The organism is Domibacillus enclensis, from assembly GCF_900156125.1.
GTDB lineage: Bacteria > Bacillota > Bacilli > Bacillales > Domibacillaceae > Domibacillus > Domibacillus enclensis.
In genome coordinates this window covers 150038-169085 of sequence record NZ_FTLX01000007.1, presented here as the reverse complement: position 1 = coordinate 169085, position 19048 = coordinate 150038, and the positions used below count along the sequence as shown (strand labels likewise).

Below are 19048 nucleotides of genomic sequence, written 5' to 3'. Positions count from 1 at the left end.
ACACATGGCAATCGGTCTTTTTTTCGCGGTCGCGGCAGGTGCGCTCGTCGGCATGCAAAATGTATTTAACAGCCGGGTGAATGAGCGGACCGGCTCCTGGGCGACAACAGCGCTTGTGCTCGGAATGGGCTTTGCGGCGTCACTTGTGATGGGTCTAGTCTTTGAAGGAGCAGGATTATTCGCACCAAAGCCGATGGAAATGTGGTTCTGGTTCAGCGGCTTGATTGGTGTCGGGGTGGTCACCTGTCTTGTGCAGGGCATGAAGCGGCTCGGCCCGACTTTTGCCGTTTCCATTATGATGATTTCCCAGCTTAGCTTTGCGCTCGTCTGGGATACATTCGGCTGGATGGGGCTGGAAAAGGTTCCTTTCACATGGCAGCAGTTGATTGGGGTGCTAGTCATTGTCTCAGGAATTATTGTATTCAAGCTTGGCGGCGCGAAGGAACCAAATACAGAAACAAAAACAAAGCGGCAGGCCGGGTAATGGCTGCCGCTTTGTTGCGTTAATACTTATAGGATTGTCCGCCGTCGATCGGTACGACTGCAGCATTGATGAAGTCCGCCTGAGTTGATAGGAGAAATGCAACGAGGTAGCCGACTTCCTCAGGCTTCCCGAAGCGCTTCATCGGATTCACGCTCACAAATTCTTTTCCAACCTCTTGCCAATTATCGCCGCCGATTTGACGAAGAGAGCCCTCAACCATAGGTGTCATGATTGCACCTGGAGCGATCGCTTTTACACTGACACCAAACTGACCGTATTCAACGCCTGAATTACGGGTTAATCCGACGACACCATGTTTGCTTGCTGCGTAGCCTGACTGATTGCCCACACCACGAATGCCGCCGACGGAAGCGGTGTTGACGATCGAGCCGAAGCCCTGATTCTTCATGACTTTAAGAACATGCTTCATTCCATAAAATACACCGTTCAAATTGATGGTGACGACTTTATTAAACTCATCCACCGTAAAGTCTTCTGTTAAGTTTTGCTTTCCTTCAATGCCAGCGTTGTTAAAGAAGCTGTCGATTTTGCCAAATTTGCCGACAGTTTCCGATACGTAACGCTCAACGGCAGATTCATCTGCTACGTTTGCTTCCAACAATAAGATATCCGTTTCCGGTGCCGCTGCTAGAACTTCTTCTTTTGTATCTTCCAGAGCACCAGCGTTGATATCTACAAGTGACAGAGCAGCGCCTTCTTTTGCTACTTGCAGCGCAGCAGCTCGTCCAAGGCCAGAGCCTGCACCAGTAATTAATACAACTTTTGACTCGAAACGTCCCATTATATCCACTCCTTATGAAGCTGGCGCATGAATTCTCGCTCTTATCAACTTATAATAAAATAGGTGAGTAGAAGCAATCCTTCATGATACAGCCAGTTTATGAATTCGTTTACAATATTAGTGTAAGGCTTCTTTTTTTAGTGATCAATCAGTAATAAAGAGCGATATGTGGAGTATTCCAACACTTTGGTGAAAAGTGTTGGAGATATGGGGGGACAGGTGAGGATGGAAAACCAGAGCAGACGAATAGTACGGACAAAGTCTCACTTAAAGACGGCATTTATTGAATTAATTGAAGAAAAAGGCTACAGTCATGTGACAGTAACAGATATTGTTAAGAGAGCACTTTATAATCGGACGACCTTTTACCACTACTACATAGATAAGCAGCATATAACAGAAGAGCTGCAAAATGAAATGGTTGAAGCCATTAAAAAGACGAGTATGGACAAGTATCAAGAAGGGGATCAAATACAAGTCAGCAGCATGGGCCCTCATTCCTTTGAATTAATTTACTTTATTGAACAGAATAAAAATTATTTTAACCTGCTGTTAAAAGCGGATACGATTCCTAATATGCATCATGACCTGCCGAATGCGATTTATCAAATTTTGGACGAGCAATTTGAGTTTGTGTCAGATATGCCAACGATGAATACGCCTGCCCATAAACGCTATATGGCGCATGGGACGTCAGGGCTGATTGTAGAATGGATTAAAAATGGGTATGACTTGACGCCTGAAATGCTGTCAAAAGAGTTGATTAACATTTTGCAGACGATGGCAAAAGGGTTCGTCGTCAAAAAAAGTGATAGAAAGAAGGAGAACGAATGGTGAAGAAAGCAAAGATTGACGCACCCAAGCTTCCCCGGGATCTCGACAGTGTCGATTTCCGGGCGATTTACGACGAAGACGAGCCGGAGCTGTCAGCCTGCACGGTAACAGGCGCTCAGGCATCGGACATAGAAATAGAAAAGATCATTTGTTCAAAAGTAGTCGTCAAAAACAGTTCATTTACGCATGCACGGCTCGAGCGCGCCGACTTAATGGATGTTGTGTTTGAAAACTGTGATTTGTCCAACGTCCTCTTTCATAAAGGTATTTTTCACCGGGTGGCCTTTAAGGATTGCAAGCTGACGGGGGCCGATTTTTCCGAGGCACATTTGAGTCACGTTACATTCGAGCAGTGTGTGGCGCCGCTTAGTGACTTTGTTGATGCCCAGCTTAAACATACTGCTTTTCGTGAATCGTCGCTAAAGGGAGCTAATTTTTGGGGCAGCGCGTTCCAGCACGTGTTCTTCGAAAAAAGTGATCTGGACGATGTTCAATTCAAGCAAATGTCGTTAAAAGGAATCGACATTCGTACATGTACATTTGATCAGCTTCATGTGGAGCTAGAAAGCTTGGAGGGCTGTGTAGTATCTCCGGAGCAGGCCATCGGCTTTGCGAAGCTGATGGGCTTGAATGTAAAGGAGCAGGGGCAATCATGACATTGCAGCAGTTAAAGTATGTCATTGAAATTGTGCATTGCGGATCGATTAATGAAGCGGCTAAGCGGCTGTTTTTGTCGCAGCCGAGTTTGTCCAAAGCAGTGAAAGAACTGGAGGCCGAGCTTGGCATTGCCATTTTCGTCCGCACGTCCAGAGGCATTACGTTATCAACGGACGGCGCTGAGTTTTTAGGGTACGCCCGACAGGTGGTCGAGCAGGCAGAGCTGCTCGAGGGGCGCTACTTGAACGCAAAGCCGGCACGCCAGCTGTTTTCGGTCTCAACCCAGCATTATGCGTTTGCAGTGAACGCCTTTGTGGACACGATTAAAAAGCATGGGGCGGATGAATACCAGTTTACACTTCGGGAAACACGAACGTATGAAATTATTGAGGATGTAAAAAATTTACGCAGTGAGATTGGCATCTTGTATGTAAGTTCCTTTAACGAAAAAGTCATCAGCCAGCTGTTAAAAGATCATGGGCTTTTGTTTGAAGCGCTGTTTGAAGCGAAGCCGCACGTATTTGTCAGCGTACAAAACCCGCTCGCAAAGCAATCATCTGTGACGCTTGAAGAGCTGGAAGCATACCCGCGCCTTTCCTTTGAACAGGGAGAATTTAATTCGTTTTATTACGCGGAAGAACTCTTCAGCACACTGCCGCATCAAAAAAGCATTCAGGTGAGTGACCGGGCGACACTGTTTAATTTGTTGATCGGATTAAATGGCTACACCATCTCAACCGGCATTTTAAGCGAGGATTTAAATGGAACCGATATCGTGCCGGTGCCGCTGCAGGCAGAAGAAACGATGACCGTCGGCTGGATTGCCCATGAAAAAATACAGCTGAGCCGGGTAGCCCAGCTGTATTTAAAGGAGCTTCAATCCATTATAGACGGTCATTTGGCTCATGAATGAGAAAGGCAGGTCACGGTGTATCCAGTTCCGTCAGTTCGAGCATGACCGCACCGTTAATGCTTGATTGAATGCGCCCTATGTTCGGTGCATAATAAACCTTTACGCCGCCTTCACCTGTGACTTCCACCACATGATGAAACGTACCTGCCGGTGTTGTGACGGTTTCAGTAGTCGACGTGATCGTCAATTTTCCAGTTCCATCCGGGTTGATCGACCAGCTTTGACCGACAACAGCGGGGTATTTCAACAGCTGGACGATAGAAACAGGTCCTTCCTCTGTTAAATAGCTGAAGTAATAGCCTTCGCTGTCTTCACGCTCGACCATCGGATCTTCTGCCCTCACGCCGCCTTCATACGTGTTCCATACGTTCCATCCGTTCGGTTCGGTTTCAGAAAAAGAATACGAAATCGTGCCCACTTCATCAGCGCTGTAGCGGTACACCTTGCTTTGATCCATCGCATAGCTCGGCTGCTCAACCTTAAACCGGTCATCCAGCGCCCGGGCTAAAAAAGCGGAAAATTGAGCGCGTGTCACAGCGTCATTCGGGCGGTACGTTCCGTCAGGATAGCCGGCTGCAATATTCTCTGCTGTTATGCGCTGAATAAACGTATACGCCGCCATGTTCGGTGAAATATCGGAAAACGGAACCGCTGCTTCGTCTGTCAGTTTAAAGGCCTTCGATAAAAAGATCGCCATTTGACCTCGTGTGACCGTTTCATACGGCTTATAAGTGCCATTCGGGTACCCGCTTATAATGCCTTCATCGACAGCTGAAGCGATGTAGCCGCTTGCCTGCTGGCTGCTGCTGACATCTGAAAAAGACGTATCACGCTGCTCACCGTCAAGCTGCAGAGCTTTGCCGATCATAATGGCGGCCGCTGCTCTCGTGACAGGTTCTGCCGGACGAAAGGTTTGATCGGGATAACCCGAGATCACCTCGTTCTCTTCTAAAAACATCATTTCCTCATAAAAACGGTCCGATTCCTGCAGGTCGTCAAAGCCATCGGCGCTGGCGGTCAGGGAAAATCCGCTGAAAAACAGGAGAAAAACAGCTGAAAACAAAGATACGTTCCTCAAACTAAACGCCTCCTTTAATATTTACAAATAGGGCATCATTTCCTTTTGATATTCCCTATACTTCCAAATGAAAACGGATACTCGGGAGTTTTTTGTATTTTTTTGATAAAACATTCGAAACGAGGGCATCTTTCCTGTACGATGAGAAGAAAAAGAAGTTGTGCAGGTGAGGATATGGCTTTTGTCTTAATGGTGTTCTTTTCGCTGATTCCTTTGACAGCAGTTTTCATTTTATTTCGGATGCCGCATCAGCGATTCACGTATCCGCTTGGTGTTTTTTATTTAGCGATTAGTATGTGGCAGATGAGCATTGCGGTTTTATATGGCGAGGGGTGGCTGGAGCAGCCGGTTATTGAGCAGCTGTTCCGCTTTTTTCGAGCGGGCACCGTCATGTTTGCGCCGCTTTTATTTTATATGATTTATCAGCTTTTATTTTTTGAAGCATTAAAACTTTCTGATCAGAAAAAACGCAGATTGAAAAAAATAATTAACAAGCCTGCTTTTCTCACCCTGTTAATGTGGAGCATTGGTGTCTATGCCATTAACTGGACCTCGTATGGTATAGCGGAATTTGAGCTTCATTCTATTGAGCCGTTTAATGAAGTCTTTTATTACCCGATGGCGGGGGCGCTTGGCTGGACCTTTTCGTTGAATGTCCTGCTTATTTTCGCGATCAATATGCTGGCGATCTATTTAACTTTTTCCGTTGTTGATAAGCATCGCAAAACGTTTTTAATGACCTTTTTTACGGCCCTGTTATGTGCCTATGTGTTTGGTATCGTGAATCTATCGCCGGAAAGCCCGCTGTTTCAAGCAATCTTTGCTTTAATCATTTTAGTGATGGGCATTTTTTACGCGTATATTAAAATGAATTACGACATGATCAAAGAAGGAAATGGCCAATTGTTTGTTCAGCAATTGTTTTTAAGAAAGGTCATTGATTCGAATCCGAATTACATTTATGCAAAGGATCAAAACGGCCGTTTTTCAATGGTGAATACCGCGCTGGCAGCTGCTTATCAAACAACGCCTGAGGAGATGACAGGCAAAAGCGAGAAGGACTTTTCCTGGACGCAGGCGCAGGCACCGCAGATGATTCAGGAAGACTTGTCGCTGCTTGAGAAAAATGAACAGCTGATGCAGGAAAAGCGGCCGTTTGCGACCGCAGACGGAGAGCGTACGGTTCAAATGGCGAAAAAGCCGATCTTTTTTGCGGAGGGTCATAAAGAACTTCTCTGTGTGGCGAATGATATAACGGAACTGGAGCAAAAAGAAGAGTACATTCGCCGGACGGAAAAAATGAATATCGTCGGACAGCTGGCAGCCGGAGTGGCCCATGAAATTCGAAATCCGCTCACTTCCTTAAAAGGCTTTGTCCAGTTGATCGACCAGGAGTACCAGATTGATCCGAAGTATACGACGATTATGCTGGATGAGCTGGACCGGATTCATTTTGTGGCGAGTGAGCTGCTTGTCCTCGCCAAGCCGGAAATAGCGGTAAAGGACACGATTGCACTGACAGATTTAGTCAAGGATGTCATTGGGCTTTTGACGATGCAGGCTATGATGAAAAGCATTTCAATCGAGCATGTCTCTTTTAATGAGGAAATTAAGCTTGAAGGAAATGCCAATCAGCTGAAGCAGGTGTTTATTAACATTTTAAAAAATGCAGTAGAAGCTTCGGGCGAAAATGCGACGATCCTCGTTCAAGAAAACGTAACGGATGGAAAAGTGGCTGTATCCATTTCAGATCAGGGAGTCGGCATGTCCGAGGAGCGTGTTTCCCGGCTGGGAGAGCCTTTTTATACAAGCAAGACGAGAGGAACGGGGCTTGGCCTCATGATCAGCTTCCGCATTATCAAAGAGCATGGCGGCGAAATATTGTTCAAAAGCAAGGAAGGAACAGGAACAACCGTCACGATTTGTTTGCCTGTTCACGAGGTTTCCCGGTAACCAAGAAAGCCGAACGCATGCACTTGAAGCGTTCGGCTTTTTCTCGTTGCTGACACTAAATCGTGGGTTCTTTTTCATATGTTTTAACAGCCGGCGGTGTATGAGAATGAAACGATGCAAGCAGCTGCTCGGGGGACTCTTCAACGAGAAGCATCGTCCGGTATTGCTCCTGCAAAAAGCGCTCATCCGTCATATGATCGAAAAAGGAAACGAGCGGATCAAAATAGTGGGCGATATTGAGCAAGCCAATCGGCTTTTGATGAAGACCGATTTGAGCCCATGTAAACACTTCAAAAAACTCCTCCATCGTGCCGGCGCCGCCAGGCATCACGATAAAAGCATCCGCAAGCTCCGCCATCTTGGCTTTGCGCTCGTGCATAGAATCAACAATGTACAGTTCCGTCAGATTGGTGTGCGCAATCTCCTTTTCCTGAAGAACCGTTGGAATAACGCCAATCGCTTCACCGCCTTCCTGTAAAACGGCTTGAGCGACAGCACCCATCAATCCTGCACTGGAACCGCCGTACACAAGCCCAATACCTTGTGCAGCCAGTGTTTTGCCCAGCAGAGAAGCGCCTTCTGTATATGCTGCTGAAGCCCCGCTTGCTGAGCCGCAAAAAACCGCTATACGCTTCATCTCCAACTCCCTCATTTCTTCTTTGTCTTTTTTTAAAGTATACGGTTTTTCCGTTAGAAAAAGAACGGAAAAGGGGTGATCTTAACAGAATCTTCATACGGCAAGGAGCTTTTTTTAGTTTACACCCATTAAATTTTCTGTCTGTTCGTCTAACGGTTCACTCCTGTGGGTATAACACTACTACAAAAAGGAATTGGCTTGAGGAGGAACACATATGAAATGGCAGGGAAGAAGAGGCAGCTCAAATGTGGAAGACCGCCGAGGCATGGGCGGTGGAAAAGCGGTTTTGGGCGGCGGCATTGGCGGCATCGGTCTTATTTTTGTCTTGATTTTTACGCTGATGGGCGGCGACCCTTCCCAGCTGCTTGGTACGGGAACGACGGAGCCTTATCAGGAAACTGAACAGGACAGGGAGCTTGCTCAGTTTGTGTCGGTTGTCCTGGCCGATACAGAGGATGTCTGGACAGAAGTGTTTGAAGAAGAAGGAATGGTCTACGAGAAGCCGGTGCTGGTCCTGTTTTCAGGAAGTGTCGATTCCGCCTGCGGGACGGCAACATCCGCTGTTGGACCGTTTTACTGCCCGGGCGATCAGCGCCTTTATATTGATTTAAGCTTTTATCAGGAGCTGCAAAACCAGTTCCAGGCGCCGGGCGACTTTGCGATGGCGTATGTGGTCGCGCATGAAGTCGGCCACCACGTACAAACGCTTCTCGGCACATCTCAAAAGGTGCATGCGATGCGGAACCGTGTCAGTGAGGAAGAGTACAATGAGTATTCCGTTAAGCTGGAGCTGCAAGCAGATTATTATGCCGGTGTGTGGGCACATCATGCACAGGGAATGGGTGTGCTGGAAGAAGGTGACCTGGAAGAAGCGCTGACGGCGGCCAGTGCAGTAGGAGATGACACCATCCAAAAACGGGCGCAGGGCTATGCTGTTCCTGACAGCTTTACGCACGGAACGTCCGAACAGCGGAAAAACTGGTTTTACCGTGGTTTTCAAGCGGGCAACTTGAAAAACGGCGACACGTTTAATGCACGCGATTTGTAAGGGTCTGTGATGTAATTGTATAATGAGCTGTACAGAAAACAGCTGGAGGGAATAAAATGGAAAAGTTACAGTCAATGGAGCAATTTGAGCAATTGAAAAAAGAAGAGCGGGTCGTTTTTATGTTTTCAGCAGACTGGTGCCCGGACTGCCGGGTCATCGAACCGATTCTGCCGGGCATTGAAGCCGATTATCCGGAATATCAGTTTATTTATGTAGACCGTGATCAGTTTATTGATTTATGCGGAGAATTAAGTGTATTCGGTATTCCTAGCTTTGTGGCATTTCATGAAGGGGAAGAAGCCGGCCGCTTTGTCAGCAAAGACCGGAAAACACAGGAAGAGATTGAAGCCTTCTTAAATAGCCTGTCTGCTTGAGGCTTAAATGAAAAAGCGGCTGTCTTACAGGACAGCTGCTTTTTTGTTGTATAATGGAAGGCAACGAAACATGTTTGGAGGTGGATGATGGTGAATGTGAAATGTTCGTCGCAGATTCAAGCGGCCCATGCAAAGCCTGGTTCGGAAAAGGCGATTCTTTGCATGGGGTGAATTTTTTCATCGCCTGAATCATTCCGAAACCGGCTTTGCCCTTACATTGAAAAAAATGATAAGGAGTGGCCGGAAATGAATTACGTAAAAGCAGGAGCTGTTTTACCAGAGGATCTGCTGAAAGAAATTCAAAAGTATGTCCAGGGGGAAATGCTGTATATTCCCAAAACGAAAGACAAACGAAAAAAATGGGGAACACAATCTGGAGGCCGACAAGAGCTGGATGAGCGAAACCGGCGAATAAAGGCCGCTTTTCAGCATGGATGCCCGATTGATGAATTGGCCGATACGTATAGGTTATCTGTGGAAACGATTAAAAAAATTGTGTATAAGAAATCTTTGTCATAAGGGAATTGGGACAAAAGGGTTTAAATAGAAGAGAAAGCCGAGCGGATCATGCGAAACATCGCATCCATTCGGCTTTCTTTGTTGATCTTCATTGCATACTCTTATTAATCAAACAGCCGTTTTAATTTACCAAGTGTCCCTGCTGGCTTGCGGGCTTTCATCACATTCGTGTACAGGGCGTCAATCAGGCTCATTTGAACGATGCGAGAATACATATCGTCTGTGCGTGACTCGATGCCGCTGGAGATGGTGCGCAGCATGATATCGGCTTTTTTATTCATCGGCGACCGCATCATGTTCGTCATGACAATCGTTTTTGCGCCGGCTGCTTTGGCCGCTTCAAAGACGGCCAGTGCTTCGTCTGGTGCATCCGATCCGATAATAATAAAAGCAATATCGTCTTCGGACAGCTGTGAGGCTGCTCTGCGCTGCAAATAGGGATCTGTATACGCATTAGTAGATAATCCAGATCCAATAAATTTATGGTGGGCATCAAGGGCGACAATGCCTGAATTGCCCGTTCCATAAAACTCGACTTTTTCCGCTGCCATCATGGCATTGACCGCTTTTTTAATAAGTGAAAAATCCATCGTTTGAATGGTGTCCTGGAACGTCCGGATGCTCGTATTGAAAATCTTTTCCGTGACCGCCCGCTCATTGTCCTGCTCCTGAATTTTTTCCTGCACCATATCGCGGAGGGGCGAAGCGATTTCAGACGCAAGGGCGATCTTCAGCTTCTGATAGCCCGTAAAGCCCATTCGCTGGCAAAAACGGAAAATCGTTGATGATGCGACACCAACATCTTCGGCTACTTGTGTAATGGTCTGGTTCATAATCTTTTCGGGTGCTGTTAAAATATAATCCGCTATTTTTTTCTCGGTATCGTTAAATTCCGGATAAAAGGATTGGATTCGTGTCAGGCACTGCTGTGGCTCCACGTGGTTCACCTCCATGAAAATCGCTCTTTTCTCCATTATACTGAAATCGACGAGAAAAGAAAATTTTTTCTTGTAACCGATTGCAGGAGAAATAATTTTCCGTATAATGAAAGAACAGACTATAGGTGTTGAAGCAATCGGAGGCGCAATGATGTCCGAATTTTATTTAATATCCGCGGTAGCTGCGGCGATCACGCTTCTTTTATTTTTAATTATGACATTGAAGCTTCATGCTTTTGTCGCTTTGTTCCTTGTCAGTTTATTTGTTGGGGTGGCAACGGGGATGCCGCTTGATTCCATTTTGTTTTCGATGCAAAAAGGAATGGGCGAGACGCTTGGCTTTGTGGCAGTCATTGTTGGGCTTGGCGCCATGTTCGGCCAGATGCTTGACGCATCGGGCGGGGCAGAACGGCTGTCCCGAACGCTAATTCGAACCTTTGGTGAAAAACGAGTGTCCTGGGCACTTGCATTTACAGGCTTTGTTGTCGGCATTCCGGTCTTTTTTGATGTTGGGTTTATTTTGCTTATTCCGATTGTGTACCGGCTGGCGAAAAAAAGTGGCCGGTCACTGCTTTTTTATGCGTTGCCGCTGTTTGCCGGACTTTCTGCCGCCCACAGCCTGATTCCGCCCACGCCGGGACCTATTGCCGTGGCGCATTTGATCGGAGCGGATCTTGGCTGGGTCATTTTGTTTGGGCTGGCTGCCGGGATTCCGGCTATGATCGTGTCGGGTCCGCTGTTCGGCTCATATATGGCAGGGAAAATCCATGTATCGGTTCCGGACTATATGGCGATTCCGGACCGATCGGAAGAGGAGGAGGAGCTGCCGGGGTTTGGTCTGCTTGTTTTCATTATTGCGGTTCCGCTTTTATTGATGCTGATGAATACAACGACAGCGGCTTTTTTAGCTGAAGGCAACGTGCTGCGAACTTTTTTCGCTTTTGCAGGTCATCCGTTTACGGCGATGATTATGGCGGTGCTGCTTGTGTTTTACTTTCTTGGCATTCGGCGCGGCTACTCCAGACAGGATGTGAGGACGATCGCGGGGAGAGCTATACAGCCGACTGGCATGATTATGCTTGTGACGGGAGCGGGCGGCGTTTTTAAGCAAGTGCTTGTTGATTCCGACTTGAACCTTGTTCTCGGCGAGCTGCTTTCCTCGTCTGCCGTCCCGCCGCTCGTTCTCGGTTATGTGTTGTCCGCTTCCATTCGAGTGCTGCAAGGGTCTGCAACCGTCGCTATGGCTACGTCTGCCGGTTTTATGGCATCGATTATTGAACCGATGGCACTGTCTGGGCCCGCGCTTGCCCTTCTCGTCATCTCCATCTCGGCAGGCGGAATTATGGCGTCACACGTCAATGATTCCGGGTTCTGGCTCGTCAACCGGTATCTTGGTCTTGATGTAAAAGACACACTGAAAACGTGGACCGTGCTGGAGATCGCAAATTCGCTGACTGCCTTTGCCGTAGTGCTTATTCTCAGCTTCGTTTTCCTTTGATCATCAATAGGTCATTTTCAATTCTAAATCGTTTTTGGTATTTACGGAGGCGGGGCTTTCTTTTAAAGTGGATGAGAATGGAGTGATCAAGATGGACCCTTTTATGAAAAGTGACCAATATCATTTTCTGAAACATCAGGCAAAACTGTTAGCCAGTGCGTATGGCTCAGTGAATGATGCATCTGTATTAGAAGCGTTGACGTCTCTTGCACAAGAAAAAGCAGTCGGGTTATTTGAACAGCTGACGAGTGAGCAAAAATTATTGCTCGAACCGATCAATGCGGTAAAAGACCGAGAAGGTGCGGATGCGTTTGCGGCATCGCTCAAGGCATACGTGATCCCATTTCCGGACTTGACCGAGCAGGCATTGAAAAAAGCCTTCCCTAAGGTGAAAAAGCTGGAGGTGCCGCCTCTTGAAGAAGTAGATTTTAAAGAAACATCATATGTACGCTGGCATGACGCAGGGGCCAATAAAACGTATATTGTCTTTGAAAAAGACGGCAGGCTGGCAGGAGTGCGCGGGTTAATGAAAAACGAAGGCATTAAAGGTATCTGCAGCATTTGTAATGGACACGAGGATATCGCCTTGTTTATGTCCGAATCCAAAAAAACAGTACAAGGCACTTCTGTGAAAAGGGGAAACTATATTTGTAAAAGCAGTCTTGTATGCAATGAAAATATTCAATCACGGGAAAAATTGATTGAGTGGATGGCGCGACTGACACAATAGGACTTGCGGTTCGTTTTCCTTCTGAAACATAGTATAATGGAAGAAAATCGTTGCTCGGAAATAGGTGATCGTGTGGAAGAAAACGAACAGAATGCGCCGCTTTTAAAGGGGTGGCTCGGACTGACTGCTATTCAGGCAGCTGTTACGAGAGACCTTGAACGGGCACTGCAGGAACAGCATCAGCTTTCGTTGAATGAATGCTATGTGCTGCTGTTTTTGTCAGAAGCGCCGGAAAAGAAATTAAAGCTGTTTCAATTGCAGGAAATGGTCGGTTTAAGTCAGAGTGCCCTTTCCCGGCTGGTGAACCGTCTGGAAGAAAAAAATTGCCGAGTTGTCAGAAGACATAGCTGTGTGGAGGATCGCCGCGCCATTTATGCCTCGCTTACAGATGAGGGAGAAGCAAAGCTTGAACAGGTGCTCAAAACATTTTGTCAGGCACTGGACACCGCTTTTTCCGATTCCGCTACCGAAAAGGCGCTGGACCGGGCGGTCAAGCAGTTGAAAAAACCATAATGTTTAAAAAGCTTTCCAACCGGGGAAAGCTTTTTTGTGTGGAAAAGCGATTATTTTTGACAGTGAAAAGTGTAAATGATAATTTATATGCATGTGCATACATATAAACAAGGAGATGAATTAACATGAATCATTTATTTTCGCCATATTCTATTAAAGGTCTTGGATTAAAGAACCGGGTTGTTATGCCGCCGATGTGCCAGTATTCAGTGGAAGCAAAGGACGGCGTCGCAAACGACTGGCACGCTGTTCATTATGAAAGCCGCGCCATTGGCGGGACGGGTCTTGTTATTGTGGAAATGACCAACGTGGAGCCTGAGGGGCGCATCACCGATTTCTGCCTTGGCTTATGGTCAGACGAGCAAGTGCCGGCGCTGAAAAAAATTGTCGAGGCTGTGCACAAGCGCGGAGCAAAGATCGGCATTCAAATTGCGCACGCCGGCCGTAAAGCGGAGGATGCAGAAATGCCTGTGGCGCCGTCAGCGATTGCGTTTGATGAGAAGTATAAGACACCAAGAGCGCTGTCAACCGATGAAGTAAAGGAAATGGTCCAGAAATTCGGAGCCGCTGTCCGCCGGGCAGTGGAGGCCGGATTTGACACGATTGAGCTTCACGGTGCCCACGGCTACTTGATCCACCAGTTTCATTCACCGCTGACAAACAAGCGGACAGATGAATATGGACAGGAATTAACAAAATTCGGCAAGGAAGTTATTCAAGCAGCCAAAGCGGAAATGCCAGCAGACATGCCGCTTATTATGCGGATTTCAGCTCAAGAGTACGTAGAAGGCGGCTATGGCATTGATGAGAGCATTGCCTTCGCGAAGGAATACAAGGAAGCAGGAGTAGATATGTTCCACATTAGCGCCGGCGGTGAGGGACAAATTGCAGCAGCGGGGCGCCCTGGCACACATGCGGGCTATCAAGTGCCGCTTGCACGCCAGATCAAGGAAGCGGTCGAGGTGCCGGTTATTGCAGTGGGCCGCCTGGACGATCCGATTTTGGCCAACGCTGTGATCGGTAATGAGGACGCTGAATTGGCTGCCGTAGGACGCGGCATGCTGAGAAATCCGTATTGGGCGCTTGAAGCCGGTGTTCAGCTCCAGAAAGAAGCGGACGTACCAAAGCAGTATGTCATGGGGTTCCCTAAAAACTGATGCTCTTGCTATCTGTATAGGCTTAACTTAAAAAGATGTGACCCCCCTTTGTGGCGGTCACTATTTTTAAAAAGCTTGGGACAAAAGGTTTTGAATAGTAGAGAAAGCCGAATGATCGTGCGAAAATATCGCATGCGTTCGGCTTTCTTTTTTTGATTTTTAAGGTGATGAGCCCTTTCGCGACCGCACTTGCGCGAACACAGTCCGGGCGGCTTCTGCAGGACTTCGCGTTCGGAGGGGCGGGCGGTGAGCTAACTTTTGTCGCTCCGCTCCAAAAGTGGATCTCACCTGCCCCGCTGATCCCTCCCGAGTCTACGTCCTGCGCCAGCCGCCCTAAGTGGGGAGCGAAAGCAGTTGATAAAACCCAAACAAGAGCGTCATGAACGGGAAAAAAACAAACGGATCTGTCCTTCCATTTCATAAGAAAAAAGAGAAGCTTCTGCTCATACAGCTACTCGTTAACCGCTGAAAACAGTCGTTTTCAAGCATCTTTCTCCTCCTTGTTTCATTAGAAGGACAACGGGCGGAGGGAGGCCGGCGAATGCTCCCACTGGACGAGCGGACAGGGTAAAACAGCCACGTTTTTTGGGCTGGTTCAGCGTTCGCCCAGTAGGAAAGCGAAGCCGGCAGCCCGGAGCCCCTGCTTGTGCTTTTCCAGAAAAAAGAACATTCAAGACTTTCAGCTACTGGGTCGTTCGGATTCACCGGCTGCCCTCACTGTTATGTCACAGACTCTTATTGTAGAATAAGATGAGAGCGTTATTACAGTTGAGGGGGAATACTGGATGGGGAATTTTTCGATTGTAAAGGTGAAGAAAGAGAAGGGTGTGGCGTACGTCACCATCGACCATCCGCCGGTCAATGCCTTGAATCGTCAGGCACTTCAGGAGCTGGGGGATTGCGTGGATCAGCTGCAGCAGGATTCCTCTGTTAAAGCGGTCGTTTTGACTGGAGAAGGGTCTTTCTTTATTGCGGGTGCTGATATCAAAGAATTTACTCATTTATTTGGACAGGAAGAGCTGGCGGAAGGAGCGGCTCAAAGGGGGCAGTCGCTTTACAATAAAATCGAGCAGTCAGAAAAGCCATTTATTGCAGCGATTAACGGTGCTTGTCTCGGCGGCGGGCTGGAGCTTGCGATGAGCTGCCATATGCGAATTGCTGCGCATGAAGCAAAGCTCGGGCTGCCGGAAACAAAGCTTGGCATTATTCCAGGCTACGGCGGAACACAGCGGCTTGCCCGGCTGACCAATACGGCTAAAGCGTTAGAGCTCATCCTGACCGGCCGTTTTATTGACGGACGGGAAGCGGAGAAAATCGGTTTGGTGAATCATTCTGTTGAAGCGGATCAGCTTCAGCACCGAGCAGCAGAACTGGCGGAATTGGTTGCTGAGAAAAGCAGCTTATCGATTAAAGCCGCGCTGACGTCTGTTTTAAGCGGCATTGATTTGTCGATAGGAGAGGGGCTAGCGCTGGAGGCCCGGCAGTTTGGCTCTTTATTTGGCACAGAGGATGCAAAAGAAGGCGTGACCGCATTTATTGAAAAACGGCCAGCAGCATTTAAAGACCGTTAAAACGGTTTTGTGCGGCACTCTTTCTTTGTTGTATAATAAGCATAGATTGATAATGGAAAGCGAGTGTTCAGTGTGGGACGTAAATGGAATAATATTAAAGAAAAGAAAGCGTCAAAGGATGCCAATACAAGCCGGATTTATGCAAAATTCGGCCGGGAAATTTACGTAGCGGCAAAGCAGGGTGAGCCGAACCCGGAAAGCAATCAGGCACTTCGGATGGTGCTTGAACGTGCGAAAACATACAGTGTGCCGAAAACCATTATTGACCGTGCCATTGAGAAGGCAAAAGGCGGTGCGGAAGAAAGCTATGATGAGCTGCGCTATGAAGGCTTTGGCCCCAGCGGTTCAATGGTCATTGTCGATGCATTGACGAACAACGTGAACCGTACAGCATCTGATGTTCGCGCGGCATTTGGGAAGAACGGCGGAAACATGGGCGTCAGTGGATCTGTTGCGTACATGTTTGATGCAACAGCTGTGTTTGGACTTGAAGGGAAAACGGCGGATGAGGTGCTGGAGCTGCTGATGGAAGCGGACCTTGATGTGCGTGATGTACTGGAGGAAGACGAAGCCGTTATCGTGTATGCGGAGCCGGACCAGTTCCACGCAGTGCAGGAAGCTTTAAAGCAAGCCGGCGTAACAGAGTTTACGGTAGCCGAGCTGACGATGCTGGCACAAAACGATGTTGCATTATCCGAAGAAGACCAGGAACAGTTTGAAAAAATGATCGATGCGATTGAAGATTTAGAGGATGTACAGCAGGTGTATCACAACGTAGATCTTGGATAAAAAAGAACAGGCAGCGCTCATGCCGGGCGGCTGCTTTTTCTTTTGCCCCAGAAATGCTTTAGCAAGATGAACTGGATTATTCTAGGGTGCACCTGTTATGATCGAAGTAGAACGTTACTTCATAAGAATCGGGGAAAAGCCATGTTTGATTTTGCTACGTTATTGACATTTACAGCCGTTGTCATCGGCTTGTTTTTAATACCAGGTCCAGCTGTTTTGCTGACAGCAGCACGCACGATGCAAAGCGGTCGAAAAGCAGGGGTCATTACCGGCCTCGGCCTTGCAGTGGGGGACTTTACGCATACGATTTTTGCAGCGGTCGGGCTGTCAGCTATTTTAATGACGTCTGCTACAGCCTTTAATGCGGTGAAGCTGGCCGGTGCTCTTTATTTGTTTTACATGGGCATTCGAGCGCTGCTTACAAAGGCAGCCGATGCTGAAATGGCCAAAACAACACCGGTTTCATCAACACGTATCTTCAGCCAGGCTGTGCTGGCAGAAATGCTGAACCCGAAAACAGCGCTGTTTTTTCTGGCGTTTTTGCCGCAATTTGTCGATCCGGCACGCGGTGCCTCCATGCTGCAATTTTTAACGCTCGGAGCGATTTTTGTGCTGCTCGGCTTGATCTATACGACGATGATCGCCTTTGTCATTGGGCCGGTAAGTGGGTGGCTGAAGAGAATCTCCTGGCTGAACCAGGGCGGAAACAAATTCATCGGCCTCCTGTACATCGGTCTTGGGGTCAAGGTTGCCTTTCAAGGAAAGTGAAAAAAGAAGCTTTTCTTTCTGGCGATGGAAAAAGCGATCGCTGGTAAAATAAAAATACCGCCGATATCGCCCTGTCTATCGCTGATAAAATGGCAATACCGCCGATATCCTGCTGCCTATCGCTGATATCATCAAAATATCGGCGATAGCTAATGTATATCGGCGGTAAATACCGTATACCGGCGATACTGTAATGAACAAGTTGTTTTTCAAACCGATGAAAGCTTTTGTGCTACAGCACAGAAGCTTTTTTGTCGTTCGGAAAAAATTTTCTTGTAAGGGGTTGCATGAAGAAAAAATATTCTATATAATCACGGCATAAGGAAAAAATTTCGACGATAGATAGAGAAAAAGAAAAATGATTTCGAAGTTCCGCTTAAATTGGAAGCGGTCTCTATTTTGTCGGGGTATACATACAGATGAACAGGAGGATGTTTCATGTCAGATTCAATGTTAATTTTAATTGCGATGGCAGGTATTTTTGCTCTTTTGTTTTTAGTGATTCGGACAAAGCTGCATGCGTTCGTCGCCTTGCTGCTTGTCAGCTTAATTGTCGGTGTTCTTGCCGGGATGCCGCTTGAGGAAGTGGTTGCTTCTGTTCAAAATGGAATGGGCGGCACCCTTGGCTTTGTCGCAGTTGTCGTTGGACTCGGTGCGATGTTTGGGCAGATGCTTGAAGTATCCGGCGGGGCTGAGCGTTTAGCTCAGACGATGATTAAGAAGTTTGGTCAGGACAAGGCGCAATGGGCGCTGGGTATTACAGGCTTTCTCGTTGCCATTCCCGTTTTCTTTGATGTCGGCTTTATCATTTTAGTGCCGATCGTGTACGGATTGGCGAAAAAAACAGGCCGTTCTCTTTTGTACTACGGTATTCCGCTTTTAGCCGGTCTGGCTGTTACACACAGCTTTATTCCGCCGACACCGGGACCGATCGCGGTTGCTGACTTAATCGGTGCCGATCTTGGCTGGGTCATTTTATTCGGAACGATCGCCGGGATTCCAGCGATGATTATTGCAGGTCCACTGTTCGGCCGCTATATTGCGAAACGCATTCACGTAACAGTGCCGGACTATATGAACCTGGAAGAAAAAGAGTATGACAAAGATCTGCCGGGCTTCGGCTTGATTGCTTCATTAATTATGATTCCACTCGTGTTGATTTTGTTGAACACGGTTTCAGGTGTATTATTAGAGGAAGGCAATATCGTTCGCTCGGTTCTGACGTTCCTTGGGCATCCATTTGTTGCCCTGACAATTGCAACATTGGCAGCGTTTACGCTGTTAGGAACAAAGCGCGGCTATACGCGCCAGGAAGTACAGGATATTGCAACAAAGGCGCTGGAGCCGGCAGGGATTATTATTCTTGTGACAGGAGCCGGCGGTGTATTCAAGCAAGTGTTAATTGACTCGGGTGTCGGCGAAGTGCTCGGCAATATGATGGCCGGTTCTGCCTTGCCGCCGCTTTTATTAGCCTTTTTAATTGCCACTGCTGTACGGATTGCACAGGGCTCAGCCACAGTATCCATGGTGACAGCTGCCGGCTTAATGGCACCGCTTATTGACATGCTTCAAATCGAGGGTCCGTATTTAGGCTTAATGGTTATTGCCATTGCCGCCGGTGCTACGGTTGTTTCTCACGTAAATGATTCAGGCTTCTGGCTTGTGAACCGGTACTTCGGCCTGGATGTAAAGGATACATTAAAGTCGTGGACGGTTATGGAAACGTTAATCGGACTTGTTGGGTTTATCGTTGTCTTTATTATCGGCCTAATTATTGGGTATTAA

Annotated in this window: 20 protein-coding genes; 16 read left to right on the top strand and 4 right to left on the bottom strand. The window is 47.5% G+C overall.

The window, feature by feature from the left end:
• Positions 1–4: 4 nt before the first annotated feature.
• The gene (locus tag BW952_RS14785) at positions 5–484 is read left to right on the top strand and encodes a DMT family transporter (protein WP_045849471.1); all 480 of its coding nucleotides are present in this window, start codon (positions 5–7) and stop codon (positions 482–484) included.
• 19 nt (positions 485–503) lie between these two features.
• Here BW952_RS14785 and BW952_RS14780 read toward each other — a convergent pair whose 3' ends face one another.
• Entirely contained in the window at positions 504–1286 is a 783-nt protein-coding gene (locus BW952_RS14780) for an SDR family oxidoreductase (protein WP_045849470.1), read from the bottom strand.
• 225 nt (positions 1287–1511) lie between these two features.
• Here BW952_RS14780 and BW952_RS14775 point away from each other — a divergent pair, with 225 nt between their 5' ends.
• From BW952_RS14775 to BW952_RS14765, 3 genes are read left to right on the top strand one after another with little or no spacing between them, the layout of a single operon-like run.
• Positions 1512–2123, top strand: coding sequence for a TetR/AcrR family transcriptional regulator (locus tag BW952_RS14775; protein WP_045849469.1), 612 nt, complete (start codon positions 1512–1514; stop codon positions 2121–2123).
• On the top strand, positions 2120–2776 hold the full coding sequence (locus tag BW952_RS14770) for a pentapeptide repeat-containing protein (RefSeq protein WP_169714110.1): 657 nt from the start codon (positions 2120–2122) through the stop codon (positions 2774–2776). The genes BW952_RS14775 and BW952_RS14770 overlap by 4 nt, the downstream gene beginning before the upstream one ends.
• Positions 2773–3690, top strand: coding sequence for a LysR family transcriptional regulator (locus BW952_RS14765; RefSeq protein WP_045849467.1), 918 nt, complete (start codon positions 2773–2775; stop codon positions 3688–3690). Before BW952_RS14770 ends, BW952_RS14765 begins: the two co-directional genes overlap by 4 nt.
• 10 nt (positions 3691–3700) lie before the next feature.
• On the opposite strand, the gene BW952_RS14760 is transcribed toward BW952_RS14765, so the two are convergent.
• The gene (locus BW952_RS14760) at positions 3701–4768 is read right to left on the bottom strand and encodes an S-layer homology domain-containing protein (RefSeq protein WP_052698354.1); all 1068 of its coding nucleotides are present in this window, start codon (positions 4766–4768) and stop codon (positions 3701–3703) included.
• Between the two features lie 174 nt (positions 4769–4942).
• Between BW952_RS14760 and BW952_RS14755 the strand changes: the two genes are divergently transcribed.
• Complete coding sequence (locus BW952_RS14755) at positions 4943–6721, top strand: ATP-binding protein (protein ID WP_052698353.1); 1779 nt, start codon at positions 4943–4945, stop codon at positions 6719–6721.
• Between the two features lie 55 nt (positions 6722–6776).
• On the opposite strand, the gene BW952_RS14750 is transcribed toward BW952_RS14755, so the two are convergent.
• Positions 6777–7358: an LOG family protein gene (locus tag BW952_RS14750; RefSeq protein WP_045849466.1), complete on the bottom strand. Its 582-nt coding sequence runs from the start codon at positions 7356–7358 to the stop codon at positions 6777–6779.
• A gap of 214 nt (positions 7359–7572) precedes the next feature.
• Here BW952_RS14750 and ypfJ point away from each other — a divergent pair, with 214 nt between their 5' ends.
• The 3 genes from ypfJ to BW952_RS14735 all read left to right on the top strand — a co-directional run bounded on the left by ypfJ (position 7573) and on the right by BW952_RS14735 (position 9299).
• A complete protein-coding gene (gene ypfJ, locus BW952_RS14745) occupies positions 7573–8406 on the top strand; it encodes a KPN_02809 family neutral zinc metallopeptidase (RefSeq protein ID WP_045849465.1) in 834 nt (277 codons plus the stop codon).
• Positions 8407–8462: 56 nt separating this feature from the next.
• The gene (locus BW952_RS14740) at positions 8463–8780 is read left to right on the top strand and encodes a thioredoxin family protein (protein ID WP_045849464.1); all 318 of its coding nucleotides are present in this window, start codon (positions 8463–8465) and stop codon (positions 8778–8780) included.
• 246 nt (positions 8781–9026) lie between these two features.
• Entirely contained in the window at positions 9027–9299 is a 273-nt protein-coding gene (locus BW952_RS14735) for a CD3324 family protein (RefSeq protein WP_045849463.1), read from the top strand.
• A gap of 104 nt (positions 9300–9403) precedes the next feature.
• Here BW952_RS14735 and BW952_RS14730 read toward each other — a convergent pair whose 3' ends face one another.
• Complete coding sequence (locus BW952_RS14730) at positions 9404–10237, bottom strand: MurR/RpiR family transcriptional regulator (RefSeq protein WP_231581266.1); 834 nt, start codon at positions 10235–10237, stop codon at positions 9404–9406.
• A gap of 151 nt (positions 10238–10388) precedes the next feature.
• Here BW952_RS14730 and BW952_RS14725 point away from each other — a divergent pair, with 151 nt between their 5' ends.
• The 8 genes from BW952_RS14725 to BW952_RS14690 all read left to right on the top strand — a co-directional run bounded on the left by BW952_RS14725 (position 10389) and on the right by BW952_RS14690 (position 19048).
• Positions 10389–11735: a GntT/GntP/DsdX family permease gene (locus BW952_RS14725; RefSeq protein ID WP_045849461.1), complete on the top strand. Its 1347-nt coding sequence runs from the start codon at positions 10389–10391 to the stop codon at positions 11733–11735.
• Between the two features lie 103 nt (positions 11736–11838).
• A complete protein-coding gene (locus BW952_RS14720) occupies positions 11839–12465 on the top strand; it encodes a FusB/FusC family EF-G-binding protein (RefSeq protein WP_231581264.1) in 627 nt (208 codons plus the stop codon).
• Positions 12466–12537: 72 nt separating this feature from the next.
• Positions 12538–12978: a MarR family winged helix-turn-helix transcriptional regulator gene (locus tag BW952_RS14715; RefSeq protein WP_045849459.1), complete on the top strand. Its 441-nt coding sequence runs from the start codon at positions 12538–12540 to the stop codon at positions 12976–12978.
• A gap of 125 nt (positions 12979–13103) precedes the next feature.
• A complete protein-coding gene (locus tag BW952_RS14710) occupies positions 13104–14135 on the top strand; it encodes an NADH:flavin oxidoreductase/NADH oxidase (RefSeq protein WP_045849458.1) in 1032 nt (343 codons plus the stop codon).
• A 785-nt stretch (positions 14136–14920) separates the two neighbouring features.
• Entirely contained in the window at positions 14921–15706 is a 786-nt protein-coding gene (locus BW952_RS14705) for an enoyl-CoA hydratase (protein WP_045849456.1), read from the top strand.
• A gap of 72 nt (positions 15707–15778) precedes the next feature.
• Positions 15779–16495, top strand: a complete 717-nt coding sequence (locus tag BW952_RS14700; protein WP_045849455.1) for a YebC/PmpR family DNA-binding transcriptional regulator — start codon at positions 15779–15781, stop codon at positions 16493–16495.
• A gap of 141 nt (positions 16496–16636) precedes the next feature.
• Complete coding sequence (locus tag BW952_RS14695) at positions 16637–17263, top strand: LysE family translocator (RefSeq protein WP_045849454.1); 627 nt, start codon at positions 16637–16639, stop codon at positions 17261–17263.
• Positions 17264–17701: 438 nt separating this feature from the next.
• The gene (locus BW952_RS14690; RefSeq protein WP_045849453.1) at positions 17702–19048 is read left to right on the top strand and encodes a GntT/GntP/DsdX family permease; all 1347 of its coding nucleotides are present in this window, start codon (positions 17702–17704) and stop codon (positions 19046–19048) included.